The sequence below is a fragment of the Streptomyces sp. NPDC127177 genome (assembly GCF_042672475.1).
GTDB lineage: Bacteria > Actinomycetota > Actinomycetes > Streptomycetales > Streptomycetaceae > Streptomyces.
The window spans coordinates 139,934-162,056 of record NZ_JBHXUW010000006.1; the positions used below are offsets into that span (position 1 = coordinate 139,934).

At 72.2% G+C, this 22,123-nt stretch carries 22 protein-coding genes; 17 read left to right on the forward strand and 5 right to left on the reverse strand.

The window, feature by feature from the left end:
- Positions 1–12 precede the first annotated feature (12 nt).
- A complete protein-coding gene (locus ACFVJX_RS06825; protein WP_384130507.1) occupies positions 13–936 on the reverse strand; it encodes a rhomboid family intramembrane serine protease in 924 nt (307 codons plus the stop codon).
- 135 nt (positions 937–1,071) lie between these two features.
- Between ACFVJX_RS06825 and ACFVJX_RS06830 the strand changes: the two genes are divergently transcribed.
- The 5 genes from ACFVJX_RS06830 to ACFVJX_RS06850 all read left to right on the forward strand — a co-directional run bounded on the left by ACFVJX_RS06830 (position 1,072) and on the right by ACFVJX_RS06850 (position 5,233).
- Positions 1,072–1,656 (forward strand): HutD family protein, encoded by a 585-nt coding sequence (locus ACFVJX_RS06830; RefSeq protein WP_384130510.1) that lies wholly within the window; start codon positions 1,072–1,074, stop codon positions 1,654–1,656.
- Positions 1,657–1,742: 86 nt separating this feature from the next.
- Entirely contained in the window at positions 1,743–2,249 is a 507-nt protein-coding gene (locus ACFVJX_RS06835; RefSeq protein ID WP_384130512.1) for a pyridoxamine 5'-phosphate oxidase family protein, read from the forward strand.
- Positions 2,250–2,311: 62 nt separating this feature from the next.
- Complete coding sequence (locus ACFVJX_RS06840; protein ID WP_384130515.1) at positions 2,312–2,923, forward strand: TetR/AcrR family transcriptional regulator; 612 nt, start codon at positions 2,312–2,314, stop codon at positions 2,921–2,923.
- Positions 2,924–3,202: 279 nt separating this feature from the next.
- Positions 3,203–3,406 (forward strand): cold-shock protein, encoded by a 204-nt coding sequence (locus ACFVJX_RS06845; protein WP_015607926.1) that lies wholly within the window; start codon positions 3,203–3,205, stop codon positions 3,404–3,406.
- A 243-nt stretch (positions 3,407–3,649) separates the two neighbouring features.
- Positions 3,650–5,233: a DEAD/DEAH box helicase gene (locus tag ACFVJX_RS06850; RefSeq protein ID WP_384130517.1), complete on the forward strand. Its 1,584-nt coding sequence runs from the start codon at positions 3,650–3,652 to the stop codon at positions 5,231–5,233.
- A 169-nt stretch (positions 5,234–5,402) separates the two neighbouring features.
- Here ACFVJX_RS06850 and ACFVJX_RS06855 read toward each other — a convergent pair whose 3' ends face one another.
- The 3 genes from ACFVJX_RS06855 to ACFVJX_RS06865 form a co-directional block, all read right to left on the reverse strand.
- Entirely contained in the window at positions 5,403–6,368 is a 966-nt protein-coding gene (locus ACFVJX_RS06855; protein WP_384135729.1) for an ankyrin repeat domain-containing protein, read from the reverse strand.
- Between the two features lie 64 nt (positions 6,369–6,432).
- Entirely contained in the window at positions 6,433–7,341 is a 909-nt protein-coding gene (locus ACFVJX_RS06860; protein WP_384135730.1) for a hypothetical protein, read from the reverse strand.
- Positions 7,342–7,423: 82 nt separating this feature from the next.
- A complete protein-coding gene (locus ACFVJX_RS06865; RefSeq protein ID WP_384135732.1) occupies positions 7,424–9,229 on the reverse strand; it encodes a beta-galactosidase family protein in 1,806 nt (601 codons plus the stop codon).
- 314 nt (positions 9,230–9,543) lie between these two features.
- Between ACFVJX_RS06865 and ACFVJX_RS06870 the strand changes: the two genes are divergently transcribed.
- Positions 9,544–10,422: a helix-turn-helix domain-containing protein gene (locus ACFVJX_RS06870; protein WP_384135734.1), complete on the forward strand. Its 879-nt coding sequence runs from the start codon at positions 9,544–9,546 to the stop codon at positions 10,420–10,422.
- A 45-nt stretch (positions 10,423–10,467) separates the two neighbouring features.
- Complete coding sequence (locus ACFVJX_RS06875) at positions 10,468–10,806, forward strand: chorismate mutase (RefSeq protein ID WP_384135736.1); 339 nt, start codon at positions 10,468–10,470, stop codon at positions 10,804–10,806.
- An 86-nt stretch (positions 10,807–10,892) separates the two neighbouring features.
- Here the strand turns inward: ACFVJX_RS06875 and ACFVJX_RS06880 are convergent, their stop codons facing one another.
- Positions 10,893–12,332, reverse strand: coding sequence for an MFS transporter (locus tag ACFVJX_RS06880; protein ID WP_384135738.1), 1,440 nt, complete (start codon positions 12,330–12,332; stop codon positions 10,893–10,895).
- A gap of 320 nt (positions 12,333–12,652) precedes the next feature.
- Between ACFVJX_RS06880 and ACFVJX_RS06885 the strand changes: the two genes are divergently transcribed.
- The 10 genes from ACFVJX_RS06885 (at position 12,653) to ACFVJX_RS06930 (ending at position 22,117) form a co-directional block, all read left to right on the forward strand.
- On the forward strand, positions 12,653–14,137 hold the full coding sequence (locus ACFVJX_RS06885; protein ID WP_384135739.1) for an aldehyde dehydrogenase: 1,485 nt from the start codon (positions 12,653–12,655) through the stop codon (positions 14,135–14,137).
- A gap of 38 nt (positions 14,138–14,175) precedes the next feature.
- Positions 14,176–15,219 (forward strand): VOC family protein, encoded by a 1,044-nt coding sequence (locus ACFVJX_RS06890; RefSeq protein WP_384135741.1) that lies wholly within the window; start codon positions 14,176–14,178, stop codon positions 15,217–15,219.
- Positions 15,216–16,055, forward strand: a complete 840-nt coding sequence (locus ACFVJX_RS06895; protein WP_384135743.1) for an aspartate dehydrogenase domain-containing protein — start codon at positions 15,216–15,218, stop codon at positions 16,053–16,055. The genes ACFVJX_RS06890 and ACFVJX_RS06895 overlap by 4 nt, the downstream gene beginning before the upstream one ends.
- Positions 16,052–16,858, forward strand: a complete 807-nt coding sequence (locus ACFVJX_RS06900) for an alpha/beta fold hydrolase (protein ID WP_384135745.1) — start codon at positions 16,052–16,054, stop codon at positions 16,856–16,858. The genes ACFVJX_RS06895 and ACFVJX_RS06900 overlap by 4 nt, the downstream gene beginning before the upstream one ends.
- A gap of 85 nt (positions 16,859–16,943) precedes the next feature.
- Positions 16,944–17,465, forward strand: a complete 522-nt coding sequence (locus ACFVJX_RS06905) for a cupin domain-containing protein (protein WP_384135747.1) — start codon at positions 16,944–16,946, stop codon at positions 17,463–17,465.
- Positions 17,465–18,232, forward strand: coding sequence for an SDR family oxidoreductase (locus ACFVJX_RS06910; RefSeq protein ID WP_384135749.1), 768 nt, complete (start codon positions 17,465–17,467; stop codon positions 18,230–18,232). Before ACFVJX_RS06905 ends, ACFVJX_RS06910 begins: the two co-directional genes overlap by 1 nt.
- A gap of 137 nt (positions 18,233–18,369) precedes the next feature.
- The gene (locus tag ACFVJX_RS06915) at positions 18,370–19,155 is read left to right on the forward strand and encodes an SDR family oxidoreductase (protein WP_384135751.1); all 786 of its coding nucleotides are present in this window, start codon (positions 18,370–18,372) and stop codon (positions 19,153–19,155) included.
- Positions 19,156–19,243: 88 nt separating this feature from the next.
- Positions 19,244–20,914, forward strand: coding sequence for a thiamine pyrophosphate-binding protein (locus tag ACFVJX_RS06920; protein WP_384135753.1), 1,671 nt, complete (start codon positions 19,244–19,246; stop codon positions 20,912–20,914).
- Positions 20,911–21,873: a PDR/VanB family oxidoreductase gene (locus ACFVJX_RS06925; RefSeq protein WP_384135755.1), complete on the forward strand. Its 963-nt coding sequence runs from the start codon at positions 20,911–20,913 to the stop codon at positions 21,871–21,873. Before ACFVJX_RS06920 ends, ACFVJX_RS06925 begins: the two co-directional genes overlap by 4 nt.
- A 22-nt stretch (positions 21,874–21,895) precedes the next feature.
- Positions 21,896–22,117 (forward strand): recombinase-like helix-turn-helix domain-containing protein, encoded by a 222-nt coding sequence (locus ACFVJX_RS06930; RefSeq protein ID WP_384135757.1) that lies wholly within the window; start codon positions 21,896–21,898, stop codon positions 22,115–22,117.
- The last annotated feature ends 6 nt before the right edge of the window (positions 22,118–22,123 follow it).

A 22,123-nucleotide genomic window follows, 5' to 3' on the forward strand; every position in this document is an offset into this window, starting at 1 on the left:
CTCAGCGGCGCCTCAGCCCCTCAGCGCCGACGTCTTGAGGACCACCAGCAGCATCAGCACGGCGAACACCACCACGCACACGGCCGCCTGGACCGTCGTGCGGCGCTGCGCCGGGGCGTACGCGTACACCACCGTCACGATGCCGCCGGTCAGCAGGCCGCCCAGATGCCCCTGCCACGAGGTGAACCCGGCGGAGATCACCATCCAGACCAGGAATCCGGCCAGGAACCTGTTCACCGCCTGCATGTCCCGGCCCAGCCGCCGGTTGATGACGTAGAACGACGCCGCCAGACCGAAGACCGCACCCGAGGCACCCACGGAGTTGTCCAGCGGCGCGATCAGATACACCAGGACCGAACCGCCCAGCGCGGACAGCAGATACAGCGCGAGATAGCGGGTCCGGCCGAGCTGCGCCTCGACGACCCGGCCCAGATTCCACAGCGCGTACATGTTGAAGGCGATGTGCAGCACCCCGAACGGCAGCGGACCGAAGGAGGACCCGCCCGGCGGGAGGTGGAGGAAGGCCCCGGTCAGCAGCCGGTACCACTCGCCGTCCACCACCCCGATCACATCGACGCCGTGGAAGTCGAGGCCCGTGTAGATGTACCGGCTGCCGTCCGGTCCGACGAGCCCCGCGCCGGTCATCCCGAACCGGTCGACGATCTCCGGACGGATCAGCTCAACCACGTACGCGAGTATGTTGAGCCCCATCAGCACACAGGTGACGATCGGCACCGCGCCCCGGGACACCGCCGCGCCGAACACCGTGCGTGGCTGCCGAACCGAGCGCCGCCCCTCCCGCACGCACTCGACGCAGTGATGGCCGACGGCCGCCTCGCGCATGCAGTCAGGGCAGATGAAGCGTTCACAGCGGGTGCAGCTCACACCGGTCTCGTACGCGGGATGGCGAAAACAGGTGGTGGCGGCGGCCTCCATGGCCGGCTCCTTCATCAGTGGACGGGCGAGAGCGGCCGGTGGGGGCGGCGGCGATCAAGATAGCGAACAGCGCCGGACGGACGACATCCGGGTTTACGCTCGGGGCCCCGAACCCGTCGAGACTGGAGAACCCGCATGACCTCCGAGGCGTTCCGGATCCTGCCCGCGGCCGGCCGCCCGCAGACCCCCTGGAAGAACGGCGGGGGAGTCACCGGCGAGATCGCCGCGGCACCCGGCGCCGGACCGGACGGCTTCGACTGGCGGGTCAGCCTGGCGGAAGTGACCGGGGACGGGCCCTTCTCCGTGTTCCCGGGCGTCGACCGCACCCTGACCGTGGTGCGGGGTGCCGGAATGGACCTCGTGGTCGGCGGTGAGCACCACATCGTCGACGAGCCGTACTGGCCCCACGACTTCCCCGGCGACCTGGAGACCGACGGCAGGCTGCTGGCCGGCCCGGTCCTCAACCTCAACGTGATGTACCGCAGGGACCGTACGAGCGCGCAGGTGGCGGTGGTACGGGGCACCCTCCGGCTGACGGCACCGGAAGGCGGCACCGTGCTGGCCGTCGCCCTGGAGGACGGCGCCGTCATCGAAGGCACGGACACCGCACTCGACCGCTACGACGCGGTGCTGCTGCACGGCCGGGCAGCCTGTGTGCTGCGGACACAGGGGTACGCGGCACTGATCACGCTCGCCGCCCGCGGGCCCCGGGCGCATTGATCACGGCGCCATCCGATCGGGTGGTCCACGAAACCTCCTACGGAAACAGGACAGGAGATGTCGGGTTTACGGAGTTCGATGAACGCATGACATCGAGTTCCTGGGCAGACTTCCGAACCGCGGAGCCGGACTTCGCCGACACCGTGCGACAGCGCTTCGAGCAGTACAAGCACCACGTACTGGCGACCCTCCGCAAGGACGGGTCGCCGCGGGTGACCGGCCTCGAAGTGGACTTCTGGCTCGGTGAGCCGTACCTCGGCATGATGCCGAACTCCCGCAAGGCGCTCGACCTGCGCCGCGATCCCCGCTTCGCCGTGCACGCCAACCCCGGCCCCGGTGCCGAGATGGCCGACGGGGACGTGCGGATCTCGGGGCGCGCGACCGAGGTGACCGACGCCGGTCTGCTGGCCCGTTTCATCAGCGAGCGGAGACCGCCGGAGCCCTTCCACCTCTTCCGGGTGGAGCCCACCGAGGTGGTACGCGTCGGGCTGGAGGGTGGCGACACCGTGGTCATCCGGTCCTGGCGCCCCGGCCGCCCGGTACGCACGATCCGCAGGGGCAACGACGACGGGTCGACGGCGACGGCGCCCTGACCGTTCGGGGGAGGGGTGACGCGGTGGCCGCGACACCCCTCCCCGGGCGGAGAATGGGGGACGTGCCTACCAAGAAGAAGCCCCGGGCGACGCCCTCTCCCGAGCGGCGAGCCGAGCTGCTCGCCACCGCCGCCGAGGTGTTCGCCGCGCAGGGATACAACGCCACGACCGTCCGCAGGATCGCGGACGCGGCCGGAATGCTCGCGGGCAGCCTCTACTACCACTTCGATTCCAAGGAATCGATGGTCGACGAGATCCTCTCCACGTTCCTGAACGAGCTCTGGGAGGGGTACGACGCCGTGCTCGGAGCCGGGCTCGGCCCCCGGGAGACCATCGAGGCACTCGTCACCGAGTCCTTCCGCGAGATCGACCGCCACCGGGCCGCCGTCGCCATCTACCAGAAGGAGTCCCAGCACCTGTCGGCCCAGCCGAGGTTCCAGTACCTCGCCGACTCCCAGCAGAAGTTCGAGAAGGCCTGGCTCGGCACCCTGGAACGCGGCGTCGCCGACCGGATCTTCCGTGCCGACCTCGACATCCGGCTCACCTACCGGTTCGTCCGCGACACCGTCTGGGTCGCCGCGTCCTGGTACCGGCCCGGCGGGCAGCACAGCCCTGAGGAGATCGCCCGCCAGTACCTGTCGATGGTCCTGGACGGGATCGCGCTGCGCGACTGAGCCGACCGGACGATCTTCGAACGGCTCGGGCCCTTGCGTCCCAAGGGTTCCACGGAAAACTGCCGGCCGGCGGCGTGGCGTGTCCCACCGCTGGTCGGCAGATCGTGCTACGGTGGTCCGGTTGCAGTTTTGGTACCCATGAACTTTATGTGCGCCTGACGGGAACTCTTCCTCAGGCGCTTTATTGTTTTCCGGCTTTCTCCGGGTGGGGCTCAATGCGGCGACTTGGAATTCGTAAAGTGCGGATTTCCGGCACTGCACCTGTTTTAGGAGAATGACATGGCTACTGGAACCGTGAAGTGGTTCAACTCGGAAAAGGGCTTCGGCTTCATCGAGCAGGACGGCGGCGGCGCCGACGTCTTCGCCCACTACTCCAACATCGCCACCCAGGGCTTCCGTGAGCTCCAGGAGGGCCAGAAGGTCTCCTTCGACGTCACGCAGGGCCAGAAGGGCCCGCAGGCGGAGAACATCGTCCCGGCCTAATTGCCGGACGCGTACCTCGCAGCCGGGGCCCGCACCGTGAAGGTGCGGGTCCCGGCTTGTGCTGTCCCTGGGAAAGTACGGAAGTTCCGGGCACCTTCGGGTGCCCCGCACCGGGTGCGACGAAGCACCCCGGGTGGACCGGGCCCACGCGCACCGCGTGCAGCAGTCCGCATTCTGCGCAGTCCCCGGCAAGTCCCCGTAGTCCCACGTAGTTCCCAGGAATCCCCAGGAGGGCAATTCCGTATGACCCGCTCCGAACGTCAGGACCGTCCCGCCCGTAATCGCCCGTCGAGGGGGCGTGGCACGGCCCAGGCAAAGGCAACCGCACAGGGTTCCGGCAAGGGATCCGGCAAGGCGTCACCCCGTCGCAGGGCCACGCCGCCGCAGGGTGAGTTCGCCCTGCCCGAAACCATGACCCCCGCACTGCCCGCCGTCGAGGCGTTCGCCGAGCTGGACATGCCCGCCGCCCTGCTGAAGACCCTTGCCGCGCAGGGCGTCACCGACCCGTTCCCGATCCAGGGCGCCACCCTGCCGAACTCGCTGGCCGGCCGGGACATCCTCGGCCGCGGCCGTACCGGCTCCGGCAAGACCCTGGCCTTCGGCCTCGCGCTGCTGGCCCGCACCGCGGGACGCCGTTGCGAGCCGAAGGCGCCGCTCGCTCTCGTCCTCGTCCCGACCCGTGAGCTCGCGCAGCAGGTCACCGACGCGCTGACGCCGTACGCCACCGCCGTCAACCTGCGGATGGCCACGGTCGTCGGCGGGATGTCGATCAGCAAGCAGTCCGGCACCCTGCGCCGCGGCGCAGAGGTGCTCGTCGCCACGCCGGGCCGGCTCAAGGACCTCATCGAGCGCGGCGACTGCCGCCTCGACCAGGTCGCCATCACCGTCCTCGACGAGGCCGACCAGATGGCCGACATGGGCTTCATGCCGCAGGTCGTCGCCCTGCTCAAGCAGGTCGAGGAGGGCGGGCAGCGGATGCTGTTCTCCGCGACCCTGGACAAGAACATCGACCGGCTGGTCAAGATGTTCCTGACCGACCCCGTCGTGCACTCGGTCGACCCGTCCGCAGGCGCGGTCACCACCATGGAGCACCACGTCCTCCATGTGCTCGACGAGACCGACAAGAAGGTCGTCGCGATGAAGATCGCCGCCCGTGAGGGCCGGGTGATCATGTTCGTCGACACCAAGCGTGCCGCCGACCGCTTCGCCAAGCGACTGCTCGCCAGCGGTGTACGTGCTGCCGCCCTGCACGGCGGACGCTCGCAGCCGCAGCGCAACCGGACTCTGGACCAGTTCAAGAACGGCCAGGTCACCGCGCTCGTCGCGACGAACGTGGCGGCCCGTGGCATCCATGTCGACGACCTCGACCTGGTCGTCAACGTGGACCCGCCCACCGACCACAAGGACTACCTCCACCGCGGCGGGCGCACCGCGCGCGCCGGGGAGTCCGGCAGCGTCGTCACGCTGGTGCTGCCCGAGGAGAAGCGGGAGATGACCCGGTTGATGCAGGACGCGGGCATCGCGCCGCGCACCACCCGGATCAAGTCCACCGACGAGGAGCTCACCCGGATCACCGGGGCGCGCGAGCCGTCCGGTGTGGCCATCGTGGTCGAGGTCCCGCAGCCGACCCAGCCGAAGCCGCGTACGCGGTCCGGCGGGAGCGGGTCCGGTGCGGGTACCGGTGGCGGATTCCGCTCGGGCACGCGGGGGCGTGGCCGGCGCGGCTCCGGTGCGGGTGGCGCCGGGGGAACCGGTACCGGTGGTGCGGCCCGCTCGGGCGGCTCCGGCCGCGGCGGAGCCCCCGCGCGCGGCCGTCGCGCCGCGTAGCCGTACGTTCGGCCCGTCCGGCTTTCCGGGCGGGCGGCGTGTCGTTCGAGCCCGTCCGGCGATTCGGGACGGAGCGTCAGCCGGGTTCACCCGAGCATCGCTTCCGTCCTCGAACGCCGGACGGGCTCGTTCGTGCCCGACCGGATCGTTCGGGTGCGGCAGCGCGAGATCAACCCAGCCGGGACAGGACGTCCTTGCCGAACGCGCGGCGCGACGGGTCGTCCGCCGCGCACCAGGCGATCGCCGCCTGCCGCGTCTCCTCGTCACCGCGTTCGCACAACGCCTCCGCCGACGCCCGCCAGTTGTCCACGTCCGGACCGCCGGACCGCAGTGCCCTGCGGGCCAGCTCCTCGAACGACGCCTCCAGCCCCAGCTCGGTCTCCAGGAGCGTGGCGATCGCCCCGTGCCCCGTCTGCTGGTCCCGGCCCGCGAACGGCACCCCGTCCCGCACCAGTTCGACGGTCAGCGTCCGACCGCCGTCCACGACGGCACGGTCCACCACCACCTGGTGCGGCGCCGTGTCCCCGTACGCCTCCAGCAGACCGTCACGCATCTCCTGCTCCAGGTCCACGTCCAGCATCCGACGCGCCTCGGCGAGCGCCTCCTCCAGCGCCCCGTCCGGCGCGCCCGCACCATGGTGCAGCAGCGCCCGTACCGTCTCCAGGGAGCCCCGTCGGGCGGCCAGAACCAGGGGTGGCTCACCCTCGGGACCCGGCAGGCAGGGGTCCGCGCCATGGGCGAGCAGCGCCCACGCCGTCCGTGCGTGGCCCAGCCCCACCGCCCAGCGCAGCGCCGTGAACTCGAACTGCTCGCGCAGATCCGGCCGTGCCCCGGCGGCCAGCAGCGCCTCCACCACCTCGGTGTGACCGCCGCACGCCGCCCCGCAGATCGGCAGGTCGCCCGATTCGGGCCCGCAGGCCCGGTCGGGATCGGCGCCCGCGGCAAGGAGCAGCCGCACCACGCCGGGCCGGTCCGAGACCGCCGCCAGATACAGCGCGCTCGCGCCCTCCTCGTCGGACGTCTCGGCGGACACACCGGCGCGGAGCAGCCGTACGACGGCGTTCTCGCCCTCGTACACGGCGTCGATCAGGCCCTGTCCGCCCGCCGCCGCTTCCGCCATCGGATCTTCTGTCACATTTCGACTGTAATACGCTTCGCGAATACGCCTGGCTCCGCGGCCCGTTGCGGGCGGCGGCCCCTCACGTCGAGCAGTCCAGGACCGTGCGGCACAGCGCGCACCGCGCCCGCACCCGGCCGCGCACCGGAACCCCGTTGCGCTGGTGGCAGGTCGGGCACGGGAAGGCGACGCGGAGCCCGTCCCGGGTGGTCTCGAAGGTGTACGGGGCCTCGGGGCCGGGAGCCGCACCCGCACCGGGATGGTCCTGGGCGTACCGCCGGTCCTTGGCGTACCGGCGGCGGCCCGCCCAGCCGGCTGCGGTCAGCGGCGGCTGCAGGCTCTCGCGCAGGGCCCGCGCCCGCCCCTTCGTGTAAGCCGTGTAGGCCTGCGGGCTGGTGAACCACGGTGAGGGGTCCTCGTCGAAGGCGAGCGCCCGCTTGGCCAGCACGTACCCGAACTCCTCGGGCGTGAGGTAGCCGAGCTTCTGGCTGGAGGTGGCGTCCTCCCGGAACGCGTCCAGCAGCAGCCAGCCCGCCCCCAGATAGGCCGCCGCGGTGTCGGTGAGGATCTCGTTGTCGCGGGTGCCGGGGAACTCGAGACCGAGCCGGTGCAGCAGTACGTGCATGACCTCGTGCGACAGCGCGGCGCCGATGTCCCTGCGATGGGTGCGGAAGCGGTCGTTGAGCTCGATGAAGTACTCCGGCCCGGCGGCGAGTTCGACGCTCCCCGCATGCTCCATCGGCCGGAACGCGACGATCATGCGCGCGTCCGGCAGGTGCAGGTGCTGCACCATCGCCCGTGCCACGCGCTGCGCGCCGAGGTGCAGATCGTCCGAGTCGGCGAAGGCGGCGTCGACGGGGAGGAAGCTCGGCGCGAAACGGTGGACACCGTCATGGGAGAGCCGCCGGTACAGGGCGGTGATCGCCGACCGGACGGTGGCGAGGTGCGGGAAACCGTGCACGACCGGGCTGCCGTGGGGGCTGTCGCTCACGCACTCACCCCCGTCCGCGCCGCTCGGCTCCGCCCCACTGTAGCCGGGGCCCCACGCGCGGACCGGGCAGGACCGCCCGCCCTCAGGCGCCGGTGCCCGCATCGGATCCCGTGCGGACGGGCAGACCGGGCCCCAGCTCCGCGTACGGCGCTCCCGCGCCCTCCACCTCCAGCACCCAGACCTCGTTGGCACCGTCCCGCAGTACCGGGCCCGGCACGTACAGCGTCCGCTGCGGGCCCTCCGACCAGTACCGCCCGAGGCAGAACCCGTTCACCCAGACGAACCCGCGGGTCCAGCCCGGCAGCTCCAGTCCCGCGTGGCCGGTACCGGCCGCGTCCGCGAGCTCGAAGACGCCCCGGTACAGGCCGCTGCGGCCCGCCCCGTCGACCGGTGCGAACGGGATGCCCGCCACCGCCGGTCCCTGGAACGCGTCGAGCCGCAGGGCCCGCGCCCGTACCCCGTGCAGGTACTGGCGCTCGTGCAGCACACCGCCGGTGATCCCCTTGGCCTCGCCCAGCCGGGGCCCGTAGTTGACCCGGCCCAGCGACTCCACCCAGAGCTCGACCTCGGCGGGCCCGGCCACCGGCTCCTCCAGAGTGCCGTCCTCCTCGGCCAGCACACCCTTGCGGACACCGTCCACGTACACCACGGCCCGGTCCCGCAGCCCCGTGACGCCCAGGGCGTACGGGCGGCGCGGGCCCGGCACGTCCACCCGGTAGCGCACCAGGCCGCGGTCGACGCCCAGCTCCTCGAACGTCGGCGGCACACCGCACTCCGGCCGCTCCGCGTCGCCGAGCGCCTCCAGTACGTCCTGGAGCGGCGCCCAGTCGGTCAGCGCGGCCCGCGACGGCGCGGCGAGCCCGGCGGGCTCGGCGGGGAGTTCGGGCAGCGGACCGTCCGCGTACTCGGCGAGTACCTTCCGGAACAGCCAGAACTTCTCCGTGGGCCGCCCGTACTCGTCGATCGGCGCGTCGTAGTCGTACGACGTCACCGTCGGCAGGAGGCCCTGGTCCTGGAGGGGGCCCGAACGGTTGGCGCCCGCCCAGCCGCCGAAGTTCGTCCCGCCGTGCGCCATGTAGATGTTGACCGACGCCCCGCACTCCAGGATCTCCCGCAGCGCGTCGGCGGCCCGGGCGGGCTCCCGGACGACCGGCGGCGAGCCCCAGTGCTCGAACCATCCGCACCAGAACTCCATGCACATCAGCGGGCCCGCCTCCTGGTGGCGCCTCAGCACCCGGAACGCCTCGCGCGCCCCCGACCCGAAGTTCGCCGTGGCGAGCAGACCGGGCACCGAGCCGCCCGTGAGCATGTGGTCCTCGGGGCCGTCGGAGGTGAACAGGGGGACGCTGACGCCGTACTCACCGAGCATCTGCGCCACCCGGTCCAGATAAACCCGATCGGTGCCGTAACTGCCGTACTCGTTCTCCGCCTGCACCATGATCACCGGGCCGCCCCGGTCGATCTGCCGCTCCGCGACCTGGGGGATCAGCTCGGCGAACCACCGCCGCACCGCGTCCAGATAACCGGTGTCCCTGGTGCGCACCCGGCGGCCGAACTCCCCGGTCACCCAGGCCGGAAGTCCGCCGTTCTCCCACTCGGCACAGATGTACGGTCCCGGGCGGACGATCGCCCACAGTCCGGCCCGCCGGGCCGCGTCCAGGAACCGGCCGAGCGCCGCCACGTCGCGGAAGCCGCCCGGCCGCGGCTCGTGGAGGTTCCACGGCACATACGTCTCGACACAGTTCAGGCCCATCGCCCGCAGCATCGACAGCCGGTGGTCCCACTGCGCCTCGTGCACCCGGAAGTAGTGCAGGGCGCCGGACAGGATCCGTACGGGCCGCCCGTCGATCCGGAAGTGGTCGTCGTCGCCCACCGTGAAGTCAGCCATCGTGCTCGTTCTCTCCTGTGCGGGCGGCCCGGGCCGCCGTGTCCCGCGGACCGGTACCGGCGGAATGCGGCACGAGCGACGGAGCGGGCGAACCCGGGAGGAATGTCGCGACCCAGCCTCACCCCCTGGCGTGCGGCCGGTCCATGGACAAAGATCACTGCTGTTTGGACGCAGCACAGCGTTCTCACCTCACGCGGTACAGCGATGTCATGTCACGCGGTACCGCGACGCCACGTCACGCAGCACGGCGTTGCCGCACAGCCCGCCGCTGTCGCGGCACGACCCGAGGACCCGAGCACCGGGAGCGAAGGCCGATGTACCACACCTGGATGCGCTTCTTCACCCCGAGCCCGCTCCACCACCGCCTCGGCCTGGTCTGTCTGGGGGTCGGGCTCCAGCACGGCGCGCTGCCCACCGTCGGGCCCCGGACCCTGGACCACCACGTGGCCGTGGTCATCAACTCGGGCAGCGGATGGTTCGCCGGGCCCGACGGGCGGCGGATGCCGGTCACCGGGCCGAGCCTGATCTGGCTGACCCCGGGCACCCCGCACCACTACGGCGCCGATCCGGTCACCGGCTGGGACGAGAGCTTCGTCGACTTCACCGGCCCCGCCACCACCACCTACACCGAGCTCGGCTACATCGAGCCGGACCGACCCCTCGTCCCGCTCTCCGACACGGCAGCGCCCCGGGCGGCCGTCGGCCGGATGGTGCGGGCGGCGCGGCGCGGGAACCCGCTGCTGGAGGTGGAGACGGGGGCGGCCGTCCACGAACTGCTCGTCGCCCTGCGCCGGGCCCGCGCGGATGTCAGCCCCGACGGCGACCCGGTGCTCCAGGCCCTGGCCCGGGACGCCTTCCAGCCGCTCTCGGTCGCCGAGCACGCGGCGCGGCACGGCATGACACCCGCCGAACTGCGTACGGCCGTCCGGCGCGGCGCGGGGTGCAGCCCGAAGGACTACCTGCTCGGCATCCGGCTCGGTCGCGCCAAGGAGCTCCTCGCCACCAGTGATCTGCCGGTCGCGGCCGTCGCCCGCCGCGTCGGGTACGACGACCCGGCGTACTTCTCCCGGCTGTTCGCCCGCCGGGTCGGTACGGCCCCGGTCCGCTTCCGCGAACAGCAGGGGCGCAGTGTGCCGGGCGGCTGGAGCGACCGGGTGCCGGACCCGGACCACCCACCGACGATCAGCCCGTGACCGCCCCCGACGGCCGGGCCGCCGGACCCTCTAAGCTCGATGACCATGACCACGAGTGACATCGACGATTCCGTAGGCGCAGAACTGAACCGGCTGCGCGAGAGCATCGACAACATCGACGCGGCTGTTGTCCACATGCTCGCGGAGCGCTTCAAGTGCACCCAGCAGGTGGGCCACCTCAAGGCCGCCCACCATCTTCCCCCGGCCGACCCGGCCCGTGAGTCCCGCCAGATCGCCCGGCTGCGGCAGCTGGCGGAGAGCGCGCACCTGGACCCTGCGTTCGCCGAGAAACTGCTGAACTTCATCGTGGCCGAGGTCATCCGTCACCACGAGCGCATCGCCGACGAATCGGCGAACGGCACGGCGGCCGACGCCCAGGCCTGAGCGCCGAAGCCCAGGTCCGCCGCCCCCCGCAGCCGCCGCCCGCCGCCCCCCGCGCCGCCCCGCCCGCAGCCGCCCGCCGTCCCCGCTCAGGGGGAGATCTCCTCCAGCGGGCGGTTCGCCGTCTCCTCGGCGAGCGTTCCCGCCACCACCGCGCCCACGACGGCCACCGCGCCGAGCATCACGAACACCGCGGCGACGCTGTCTCCCGCCGCGTAGACCACGCCGACCAGGATCGGGCCGAGGATCACGCCCAGGCGGTTGACCGCGCCGCCGACACTGCAGCCCAGGGCGCGCATCCGGGTCGGGTACAGCTCTGGGGTGTACAGGTACAGACAGATGTTGGAGCCGAAGAAGCCGACCGCCGACAGCGAGGTCCAGATCAGGACCTGGACGGGGGAGTGGGCGCCGAGTGCGGCGAGCGTCAGCAGGAGCGCGGCCGAGGCGCCGAGGCAGATCGCGAAGACCCGGCGGCGTCCCACGACGTCCACGGTCAGCGCGACCAGCAGACAGCCGAGCAGACCTGCGACCGAGGTCACCGTGGAGTAGAGCAGTGCGTCGGAGAGCGTGAGGCCGTACTCGTCCTTGTAGATGCTGGGCAGCCAGGACGTCACGCCGTAGTTGACGAAGTAGCCGGTGAACCAGATCGCGCCGACGACCAGCGTGCGGCGCCGGTAGCGGCCGGTGAACAGCCCGCGGACGCCGTTCGCGGCGCGTTCCGCGGGGGTGGCGGCGGCTGCTGCGGCGGGTCCCGGTTCCGGCTCCGACGCGGGGCGGACCGGCGCGGGCAGCGGTTCGCCCGTCGCCGCCGACACCTTCGTCTCGATCAGGGACATCACCGTCTCGGCCTCCGCGAGCCGGCCCCGGTCCGCCAGCCAGCGCGGCGACTCCGGGACCTTGCGCTGGACGAGGAAGGCGAGCAGGCCCGGTACGGCGGCGACCGCGAACATCACGCGCCAGCCCGCCACCGGGACCACCCAGGCCGCGACCAGGGCGCCGACGGTGAGGCCGGCCGGGAAGACGAGCTCGTACAGCAGGACGAAACGGCCCCGTTTGAAGCTCCGGGTGATCTCGCTGATGAAGGCCGCGGCCACCGGCACCTCGCCGCCGATCGCGAGGCCCTGTACGAAGCGGAGCGCCAGGAAGGGGGTGAGCGAGGTGCAGGCGGTCAGCGCCAGGCTGACCAGGCCGGAGGCCGCCACGCAGTACGCGATCACCTTCACCCGGCCGTAGCGGTCGGCCAGCCGGCCCGACAGCAGGGCGCCGACGAGCATGCCGACCGAGCCCACGGTGAGGACCGCCGTGGCGTCGCCCGTGGTCAGGTGCCATTCGTCGCGCAGCTCCGGCAGCGCGTAGGCGATCAGCAGCTGGTCGAACGCTTCGAAGAAGGTGACGACCCCCACGATGAGGCGGACGGTGACGTGCCAGCGGGAGAGGGGCAGCCGTTCGAAGCGGGCTGCGATGGCGGCGCGAGTGGTGCCGGCCGGTGGTGGGCCCGGTACGGCGTCCTTCGAGGTGTCGGTGCTCATCCAGGGTTCCTCCTGCTCCGCGTGGGGCCGGAGCGGTTGGGGAGCCAGGCGTACGGGTTGCAGAGGGGGCGGGAGTGAGCCGAGCGTACCGGTGAGGAACGGCTTTCACGGTGCTCGTGAGCGGGTGGAACCGAGCGGTGTCCCCGTGAGATCTCTGCAAGTGCCTAGCTTCTTAGGTCTTAAGTTTTATCCGCCCGGGGGTGGATGTCGTCAAGACCTCCGAGGCGAAAGAGTTTTTTCCGAGGGGGCTTGCGGTCGATTACTTAAGGGCTTAGCTTTTTAGTCCTGAGGTAACCGAAACGACAGCAGGAGGCCAACTGATGCTTGCCGACGAGGTGTTGGTCGCGGGGCAGTGGCGCCAGGGCCGTGGAACCCTCATCGAAACGGTCGATCCGGCCACCGGCCAGGTCATTGCCACCGTGCACGCCGCCTCCCTCGACGACGTCGAGGAGGCCGCTGCCGCCGCCTCCCGCGCAGCCCGGGACCCCGCCTGGCGCGAGCTGCCCGCCCACCTGCGCGCCCGGCTGCTGCACCGCGTCGCCGGCCTCGTCGAGCAGAGCGCCGACCGGCTCTCCGCCCTGCAGACCGCCGACACCGGCAAGTGCCGCACCGAGACCCGTGCCCTCGTCCTCAGTGCCGCCGGCACCTTCCGCTACACCGCCGCCGCCCTGGAGACCGCCGAGGACGCCATCACCCCGTCCCGCGGCCCGTACGTCACGATGAGCGTCCACGAACCCATCGGCGTCGTCGGCGCGATCACCCCCTGGAACTCGCCGATCGCCAGCGACGCCCAGAAGCTGGCCCCGGCGCTCGCCGCCGGCAACGCCGTCCTCCTCAAGCCCGCCGAGTGGACGCCCCTGGTCGCCCTCGCGCTCGGCCGCCTCGTCCACCAGGCACTCACCGAGGCCGGCCTGCCCACCGCGCTGCTCTCCGTGCTGCCCGGCCGAGGCAGCGTCATCGGCGACGCGATCGTCCGCCACCCGGCCGTCGGCAAGATCACCTTCACCGGCGGTACGGACACCGGCCGCACCCTCGCCCACGCCGCCGCCGACAAGCTGATGCCGCTGTCCCTGGAGCTCGGCGGCAAGTCCCCGACGATCGTGCTCGATGACGCCGACCTGGAGCAGGCGCTGGCCGGAGTGATGTACGGGGTCTTCTCCTCCAGTGGGCAGAGCTGCATCGCCGGCTCCCGGCTCTTCGTCGCCCGCTCCCGCTACGCGGAGTTCGTCGGCGAACTCGTCTCCCGTACCGAGAAGTTGCGGGTCGGTCCCGGCACCGACCCCGACACCCAGGTCGCCCCGCTCGTCCACCACCGCCACCGCGACAGCGTCGCCGCCCACGTCGACCTCGCCCGCGAGGAGGGTGCCACCGTCCGGTGCGGGGGAGCGGCCCCCGAGGGCGAGCGCTACCGCGACGGCGCCTACTACCTGCCCACCGTCCTGGAGGGGCTCCCCAACACCGCCCGGGTCTGTCAGGAGGAGATCTTCGGCCCGGTCCTGATCGCCCTGCCCTTCGACGACGAGGACGATCTCGTCGCCCAGGCCAACGACAGCGTGTACGGGCTGGCCTGCGGCATCTGGACCCGCGACCACGCCAGGGCGTGGCGCCTGGCCCGCCGGATCGACGCGGGCACCGTCTGGATCAACACGTACAAGCAGTTCAGCATCTCCACCCCGTTCGGCGGGCTGAAGGACAGCGGCATCGGCACCGAGAAGGGCCGCGACCTCATCCGCGGCTACCAGCGGCAGAAGTCCCTCTACTGGGCCACCGACACCGCCCCGCTGCCCTGGGCCGCCGCCCACTGACGCCGCACGCGCCCCACGAACCCGAGCGGGAGAACGCCATGCCCCACGAGAACCCCCACCCCCATCCCCAGCCCGTCGCCCGGCTGCGCGCCCTGCGCTCCGTAGAACTGCACACCCCCGCCTTCACCGAGTCCGCCGACTTCTACGCCGAGGTCTGGGGCCTGCAACCCGTCGAACGCGAGACGGACGCCACCTGGCTGCGCGGCACCGGCGGGGAACACCACGTCCTGCACCTCACCCGGGGCGACCGCAACGGCCTCGGCCGCATCACCTTCGCCGTCGCCACCCCCGACGAGATCGACGAGGCCGCCCGCCGGCTCCTCGCCCGGTCCATCGTCCCCGTCGCCGGGCCCGGCCCCCTCGACCAGGTCGGCGGTGGCTACGGACTCCGCTTCACCGACCCCGAGGGCCGGCTGATCGAACTCAGCGCCCAGACCCACGCCGTCACCCCGCGCGGCCGGGACGCCGCCGTCCCCGTCGGCGTCACCCACACCGTCCTCAACACCACGGACATCGACGCGGCCGTCGCCTTCTACACCTCGGTGCTCGGCCTGCGCGTCTCCGACTGGTCCGAGCACCAGATGGCGTTCCTGCGCTGCAACGCCGACCACCACTGCATCGCCTTCAACCAGGCCGAGTGGACCTCCCTCAACCACGTGGCCTACGAGATGACCTCCGTCGACCACTTCATGCGCGGTCTCGGCCGGCTGCGCCACCACGGCATCACCCCCCAGTGGGGGCCCGGCCGGCACGGCCCCGGCAACAACACGTTCTCCTACTTCACCGACCCCGCCGGGCTCGTCTGCGAATACACCTCAGAGGTCGCCCAGATAGTCGAGGACGCCTGGATCGCCAAGGTCTGGCGCCGCACCCCCGACCTCTCCGACCTGTGGGGGACCGCCGGCCCACCCTCGCCAGGAATCCGCTGCCACATGGCGGGCACCCCGGACCCCGGCCCCCTCGCCGGCCCGGATTCCCCCACCGGCCCCGGTTCCCCCGGCTGCCCCGAGTCCGTCACCGGCCCCGATTCCCCTACCGGCCCGGATTCCCCCACAGACACGACCGAAGAGGTGACCGCATGACCGCCACCCTCACCCCCCGCCCGGAAACACCCGCCCGCCCCGACCGCCCCGTGCGCCGCATCGGCCTCGTCGGCTGGGGAGCCATCGGACGTGTCGTCGGCACCGCACTCGCCGAAGGCCGCGTCCCCGGCGCCGAACTCACCTGCATCATCGACAACCGTCCCCTCGTCGACGCCCCCGCACCCCAGCTGTCCTTCGACGACGCCCTCGCCGTCTGCGACCTGATCGTCGAGGCCGCGGGCCAGGCAGTGGTACGGGAATGGGCCGAGCGGGTCCTGAACAGCGGCGCCGACCTGCTGATCGCCTCCACCGGCGCACTCGTCGACCCCGCACTCGCCGGCCGGCTGCGCGCCGCCGGACCGGGACGCGTCTACTTCACCGGTGGAGCCGTCGGCGGACTCGACCTCCTCCAGGCCGTCCGCGGCCTCGGCCCCCTCACCTCCGTCACCCTCACCACCACCAAACTGCCCGGCACCCTCCACCAGCCGTGGATGGACGCCGAGCTGACCGAGCGGCTGCGGACGGCCACCGAACCCGTCGAGGTGATGCGCGGCACCGCCATCGACGTCCCGGTGAAGTTCCCCAAGTCGACGAACGTCGCCGCATCGGTCGCCCTCGCCACCGGGGATCCGGGCCTCGTCGAGGTCGTCGTGGTCGCCGACCCGGCCGCCACCCACACCCGGCACCTGATCGAAGCGGCCGGACCGCACGGCACGTACCGCTTCGAGGTGGCTCACCGCCCGGACGCCGCCAACCCCGCCACCAGCCAGGTCGTCCCGCACGCCGTGCTCCGCAGCCTCGGCGCCGTCGTCGGCCGGGCAGGACAGATCCTGTGACCGCCACGATCCTCACCGGCGGGGCCGCCGTCCACACCCGCGAGGCCGGCGCCCCGGACGCGCCGCTGCTGCTCTGCCTGCACGGCATCGGCTCCTCCTCCGCCGCCTTCACCCCGCAACTCGACCAACTCGCCGACCAGGTACACGTGGTGGCCTGGGACGCGCCCGGCTACGCGGACTCACCGGACCCGGACCGCGCCCCCGGCCTCGATGGTTACGCGGACACCGCCGCCGCCCTCATCCGCGAACACGGCGGCCCCGCCCACGTCCTCGGCGTCTCCTGGGGCGGCGTCATCGCGCTGCGCCTCGCGGCCCGGCACCCGGAACTCGTCGCCTCCCTGATCGTCGCCGACTCCAGCCGAGGCTCGGGCACCCACCCGGACCGGGCGAAGGCCATGCGCGGGCGCGCCGAACAGCTCGCTGCCGAAGGGCCCGAAGCCTTCGCCGCCGCCCGCGGACCACGCCTCGTCTCGGCCGCCGCGCCCCCCGCCCTCGTCGAACGCGTCGTCGCCACCATGGCCACCGCCGTCCGCAGCCCCGGCTACGGGTACGCCGCCGAGGCCATGGCGGGCGCCGACCTCACCGACGAACTGTCCGCCATCACCGCACCGGCCCTCGTCCTGTGCGGTGAACAGGACACCGTCACCGGAACCGACGAGTCACAGGCCATCGCCGGAGCACTCACCAAGTCCGTCTACGTCACGCTCTCCGGCGCCGGACACCTCGCCAACCAGGAACGCCCCGAGGCCTTCAACGCCTGGGTCCGCGCCCACCTCCACGTCGTGGCCCGACTCCCGGCGTAACACCCCAGGACCCATCACCCCGCCCCACTCCACGACCCACCACCCCGCCCCACACCCCGACCCGACCCGACCCGAGGAGCATCCCGTGCCCATCGACAACACTCCTTACGAGACCGACGGCGACCTCGCTCAGTTCACCGACTCGCTCATCGCCACCAAGGACTCCCGCGAGCCCGACTGGAACACCCTGTCGTTCCAGGAGAAGGCGGGCGCCCAGTACCGCCGCGCCCAGATCCGTTACGTCGGCTCCGGCGCCACCGGCAACCACGAGAACGACAACCGCATCCTGCCCTCCGGCGGATTCACCCTCTCCAACATGCTGCTCCCGCCGGGCGGGGAGGGCCCCGAGCACACCCACCACGACGTCGAGGAGGCCTTCTTCGTCCTGGAGGGCCAGGTCAGGGTCGGTATCCACCGGGGCGCCGACGAGGTCGAATACCGCACCCTCGGCTACCGCGACATGATCGTCGTGCCCGCCGGAGTGGCCCGCTCGCTGAAGAACGAGGGCGACACCGACGCCCTGTTCTGCGTCATCATCGGCACGCGGAAGCCGCAGGTCCCGACGTACCCCGAGCACTCCCCGATGCACGGCGTCACCCGCGACTGATGGCCACCGACGACACCCCCCGTACCGTCCGTACGGTCGTCGTCACCGGCGCCGGCCGCGGCCTGGGACTTGCCGCGGCCCGCCGGATCGGCGGCGACGGATACCGCGTCGTCATCGCCGAACTGGACGCGGCCACCGGCCGGCAGGCCGCCGAGGAACTGCGCGCCGACGGCATCGCGGCGGACTTCCATCCGCTCGACGTCGCGGACCCGGACTCCGCCGACGCCCTGGCCGCGGCCGTCGCCGCGGACGGCAGCCGGCTGTACGGCCTGGTCAACAACGCCGGACTCGCCAACGCGGTGGGCGGCAAGCCGTTCCACGAGATCGACGTCGAGGCCTGGGACCGCATCATGGCGGTCAACGCCCGCGGCCCCTGGCTCGTAGCCCGCGCCCTCCTCCCGCTCATGCGGGCCCACGGCAGCGGACGCATCGTCAACCTCGCCTCGGACGCTGCGCTGTACGGATCGCCCAGGCTCGCCCACTACATCGCCTCCAAGGGCGCGGTGATCTCCCTGACCCGGGCCATGGCACGTGAGACCGGAGACCTCGGCATCACGGTCAACGCGGTCGCCCCCGGCCTCACGGAGGGGGAGTCCGCCGTGGACATCCCCGCGGAGCGCCACGAGCTGTACCGGCTGAACCGGGCGATCTCCCGGCCGCAGCAACCGGCGGACCTGGTCGGCCTGATCGCCTTCCTCATCGGCGACGAATCCGGCTACATCACCGGCCAGACCTTCGCGGTCAACGGCGGCTTCACGATGAACTGAGGCCCGAGCGCATCCGAGCCCGTCCGGCGAACCCAACTCCGTCCGGCAGACCAAGCCCGTCCGGCGATTGAGGACCCCCCCGCACCGGGGCCCCGGTGCCCCGCGGAGCGCCCCGCACCCCACCCGAAAGGAGCCCCATGGACCTCCGCCTGAAAGGCACCCGCGTCCTCGTCACCGGCGGCAGCTCCGGCGTCGGCCTCGCCACCATCCGCACGCTGCTCGACGAAGGCGCCCGCGTCGCCACCTGCGGCCGCCGCCCCGACGCCCTCGCCGCCGCCCTGGACGGCCTCGCCACCCCGGACCGGCTCTTCCACGCCCCCTGCGACGTCCGCGACGAAGCCGCCGTACGCGCCTTCACCGAGGCCGCCGCAGCCCGCCTCGGCGGCCTCGACGGGCTCGTCAACAACGCCGGCGCCTCCCGGATGAAACCCTTCGCCGAGACCACCGCCGACGACTGGCGCGACGAACTGGAACTCAAGTTCTTCGGCGTCCTCAACCCCCTCAACGCCGCCCTGCCCCACCTGCGGGCCTCCGGCAACGCCTCCGTGGTCAACATCAACGCCGTCCTGGCCAAACAGCCCGAGACCGCGCTGATGACCACCAGCGCCGCCCGCGCAGGCATCCTCAACCTCTCCACCTCCCTGTCCAAGGAACTCGCCCCCGACGGCATCCGCGTCAACTCCGTCTGCCTCGGCCTCGTCGACACCGGCCAGTGGGAACGCCGCTACGCCGCCTCCGGCAGCCCCCTCGACTACAGCGCCTGGCAGGCCGCACTCGCCGAAGACCGCGGTATCGCCCTCGGCCGGCTCGGCACCGCCGACGAAGTCGCCTACGCCGTCACCGCGCTGCTCTCGCCCAGGGCCTCGTACATCACCGGCACCACCGTCGATGTCTGCGGCGGAGTGAACCGCGCCGTGGCGTAGCCCGTAGCCCGTAGCCCGTAGCCCGTAGCCCGCAACCCGTAGCCCGTAACGCGGTAGCCCCGCCCCCACCCACTCAGGAGCACCCGACATGACCCAACCCAACGGCGGCGACCTGCTCGTCGAGACGCTGCGCGGACTCGGCGTCGACACGGTGTTCGGCATCGTCAGCGTGCACAACCTGCCGCTCGTCGAAGCGGCCGACCGCGATCTGCGCTTCGTCCCCGTCCGCCACGAGGCCGCCGCCGTCAACGCCGCCGACGGCTACGCCCGCGCCACCGGCAAGCTGGGCTGCGCCCTCACCAGTACCGGTACGGGAGCCGGCAACGCGGCGGGCTCGCTCATCGAGTCCCTCAGCTCCGGCACCCCCGTCCTGCACATCACCGGGCAGATCGAAAGCGAGTACCTCGGCTCCGGACGCGGCTTCATCCACGAGACCAAGGACCAGCTCGGCATGCTCCGCGCGGTCTCCACCCACGCAGTCACCGTCCCCGACGCCGAAAGCGCGGGCGACGTCCTCCGCGACGCGGCGGCCCGCGCACTCACCGCCCCGCACGGCCCCGTCAGCGTCGAATGGCCCATCGACCTGCAGTTCGCCCCCCAGCAGCTCACCGGCGCCCCGGTCCGGACAGCGGATGCCCCCGCCCTGCCCGCCCCCGCGCTCCTCGACGAAGCCGCCGCCCTGCTCTCCGCCGCCCGGCGTCCCCTCGTCTGGGCGGGCGGCGGGGCCAACAACGCCCGGTACGAACTCGCCGCGCTCCTGGAAGCGTTGAACGCCGGACTCGTCACCTCCAACTCCGGCCGTGGCGCCGTCCCCGAAACCGACGACCGGGTCCTCGGCAACTACGCCACCGCACCCGCCGGCCGCGCCCTGCTCGCGGAAGCCGACGTACTGCTCTCCATCGGCACCCACTTCCGCTCCAACGAGACCGCCGACTACAGCCTCGAACTGCCGACCGTCCACATCCAGCTGGACCTGGACCCGGCCGCCCCCGGCCGCGTGTACCCCGCCACCACCGCCCTGCACGGCGACGCCGCCGCCGTACTCGCCGCCCTCGTCGGACGTGTCACCAGCGGCGGTACGGAGCCGAGCTGGCCGGAGCGCGTACGCAGGGCCCGCACCGACGCCCGCACCGCGCAGCGCCACGCAATCGGCCCGCAGGCCGCGGTCAACGATGCCGTCCGCGACGCCTGCTCACCCGGCTCCGTCATCGCCCGCGATGTCACCATCCCCTCCTCCACCTGGGGAAACCGGCTCCTGGAGATCACCGACCCGGCCACCAACGTCTTCCCGCGCGGCGGCGGCATCGGCCAGGGCCTCGCCATGGGCATCGGCGCCGCACTCGGCCGCCCCGACACCCCCACCGTCGTCATCGCGGGCGACGGCGGCCTCGCCGTCCACCTGGGCGAACTCCTCACCCTCGCCCAGGAGAAGCCCGATCTCACCCTGCTCGTCTTCAACGACGGCGGCTACGGCGTACTGCGCAACATGCAGGACAACCACTTCGCACGCCGCTCCGGAGTCGACCTCACCACCCCCGACTTCCAGCAGCTCGCCGCCGCCGTCGGCCTCCCCTACGCACGCATCGCCGCAGCGGCCGACGCCGGACCCGTCATCAAGGAGGCCACCACCTCTCCGGGCCCCACCCTCGTCGAGATCGACCTCACCGCACTCGGCCCGATGAACACCCCGTTCACACCGCCGGTCAAGCTCCCCGCCACCGCCACCGATACCCCTGGAGAAGGAGGCAACCCGTCATGACAACCGCCGAGGAACCCCGGCTCGACCTGCTCGTCCACCGCATGACGTGGGAGGCCGACGGGGTCCTGAGCATCGAACTCACCCACCCGGACGGCGACCCGCTCCCCGCCTGGGAGCCCGGCGCCCACATCGACGTGCACACCGGCGGCCACATCCGCCAGTACTCCCTGTGCTCCGACCCCGCCGACACCAGCCACTGGCGCATCGGCATCCTCCGGGAAGCCGACTCCCGCGGCGGCTCCGCCCACATCCACACCCAGCTCCGCCCCGGCCAGACCCTCCACGTCCAGGGACCCCGCAACCACTTCGAGCTCGACCCGACGGGCGACGCCACCGGCTACCTCTTCATCGCAGGCGGCATCGGCATCACCCCGATCCTCGCCATGGCCCGCGATGCCGCCCGCACCAACACCCCCTGGCGGCTCGTCCACGGCGGTCGCAGCCGCACCTCCATGGCCTTCGGCACCGAACTCGCCGCACTCGCACAACTCCCATGCGGCGCAGTCGACTTCGTACCCCAGGACGAACACGGCCACCTCGACCTGGACAGCCTGCTCACCGGCCTCACCCCGGGCACCCAGGTCTACTGCTGCGGGCCCGAACCCCTCCTCGCCGCCGTCGAGGAACGCTGCCCCGACGCCCGTACCGAACGATTCGCCGCACCCGAAGCCCCACCGCGCGACGGCGAGGACACCGGCTTCGACATCGTCTGCTCCCGCACCGGACGCACCGTCCGGGTCGGCCCCGACACCTCCGCCCTCGACGCGCTGGAGAGCGCAGGCATCACCATCGCCTCCTCCTGCCGCGACGGCATCTGCGGCACCTGCGAGACCAAGGTCCTCGAAGGCACCCCCGAACACCGCGACTTCCTCCTCACCGACGACGAACGCGAGACCGGCGCTTCGATGATGCTCTGCGTCTCCCGCGCCCGCACCCCCCGCCTCGTACTCGACCTCTGAACCGCCCCCGAAGGGAGCCGGCATGACCAGCCCGCAGTACCTCAACCCGAACCAGTCACGCTCCGCCGAACCCACCCCGTACGAGAAGAAGCTCGCCGCGGAGATCGAGGAGGTCTTCGGCGGCGGCGCCCACGACCTGCCCGGCCTCGTCGCCGGACTCAACGCCCGCGACCTGCCCGCCCCCGACGGCGGCCCGTGGACCGAGGAAACCTTCCGTACCGAAATGCGACGACTGGGAGCGTGAGACAGC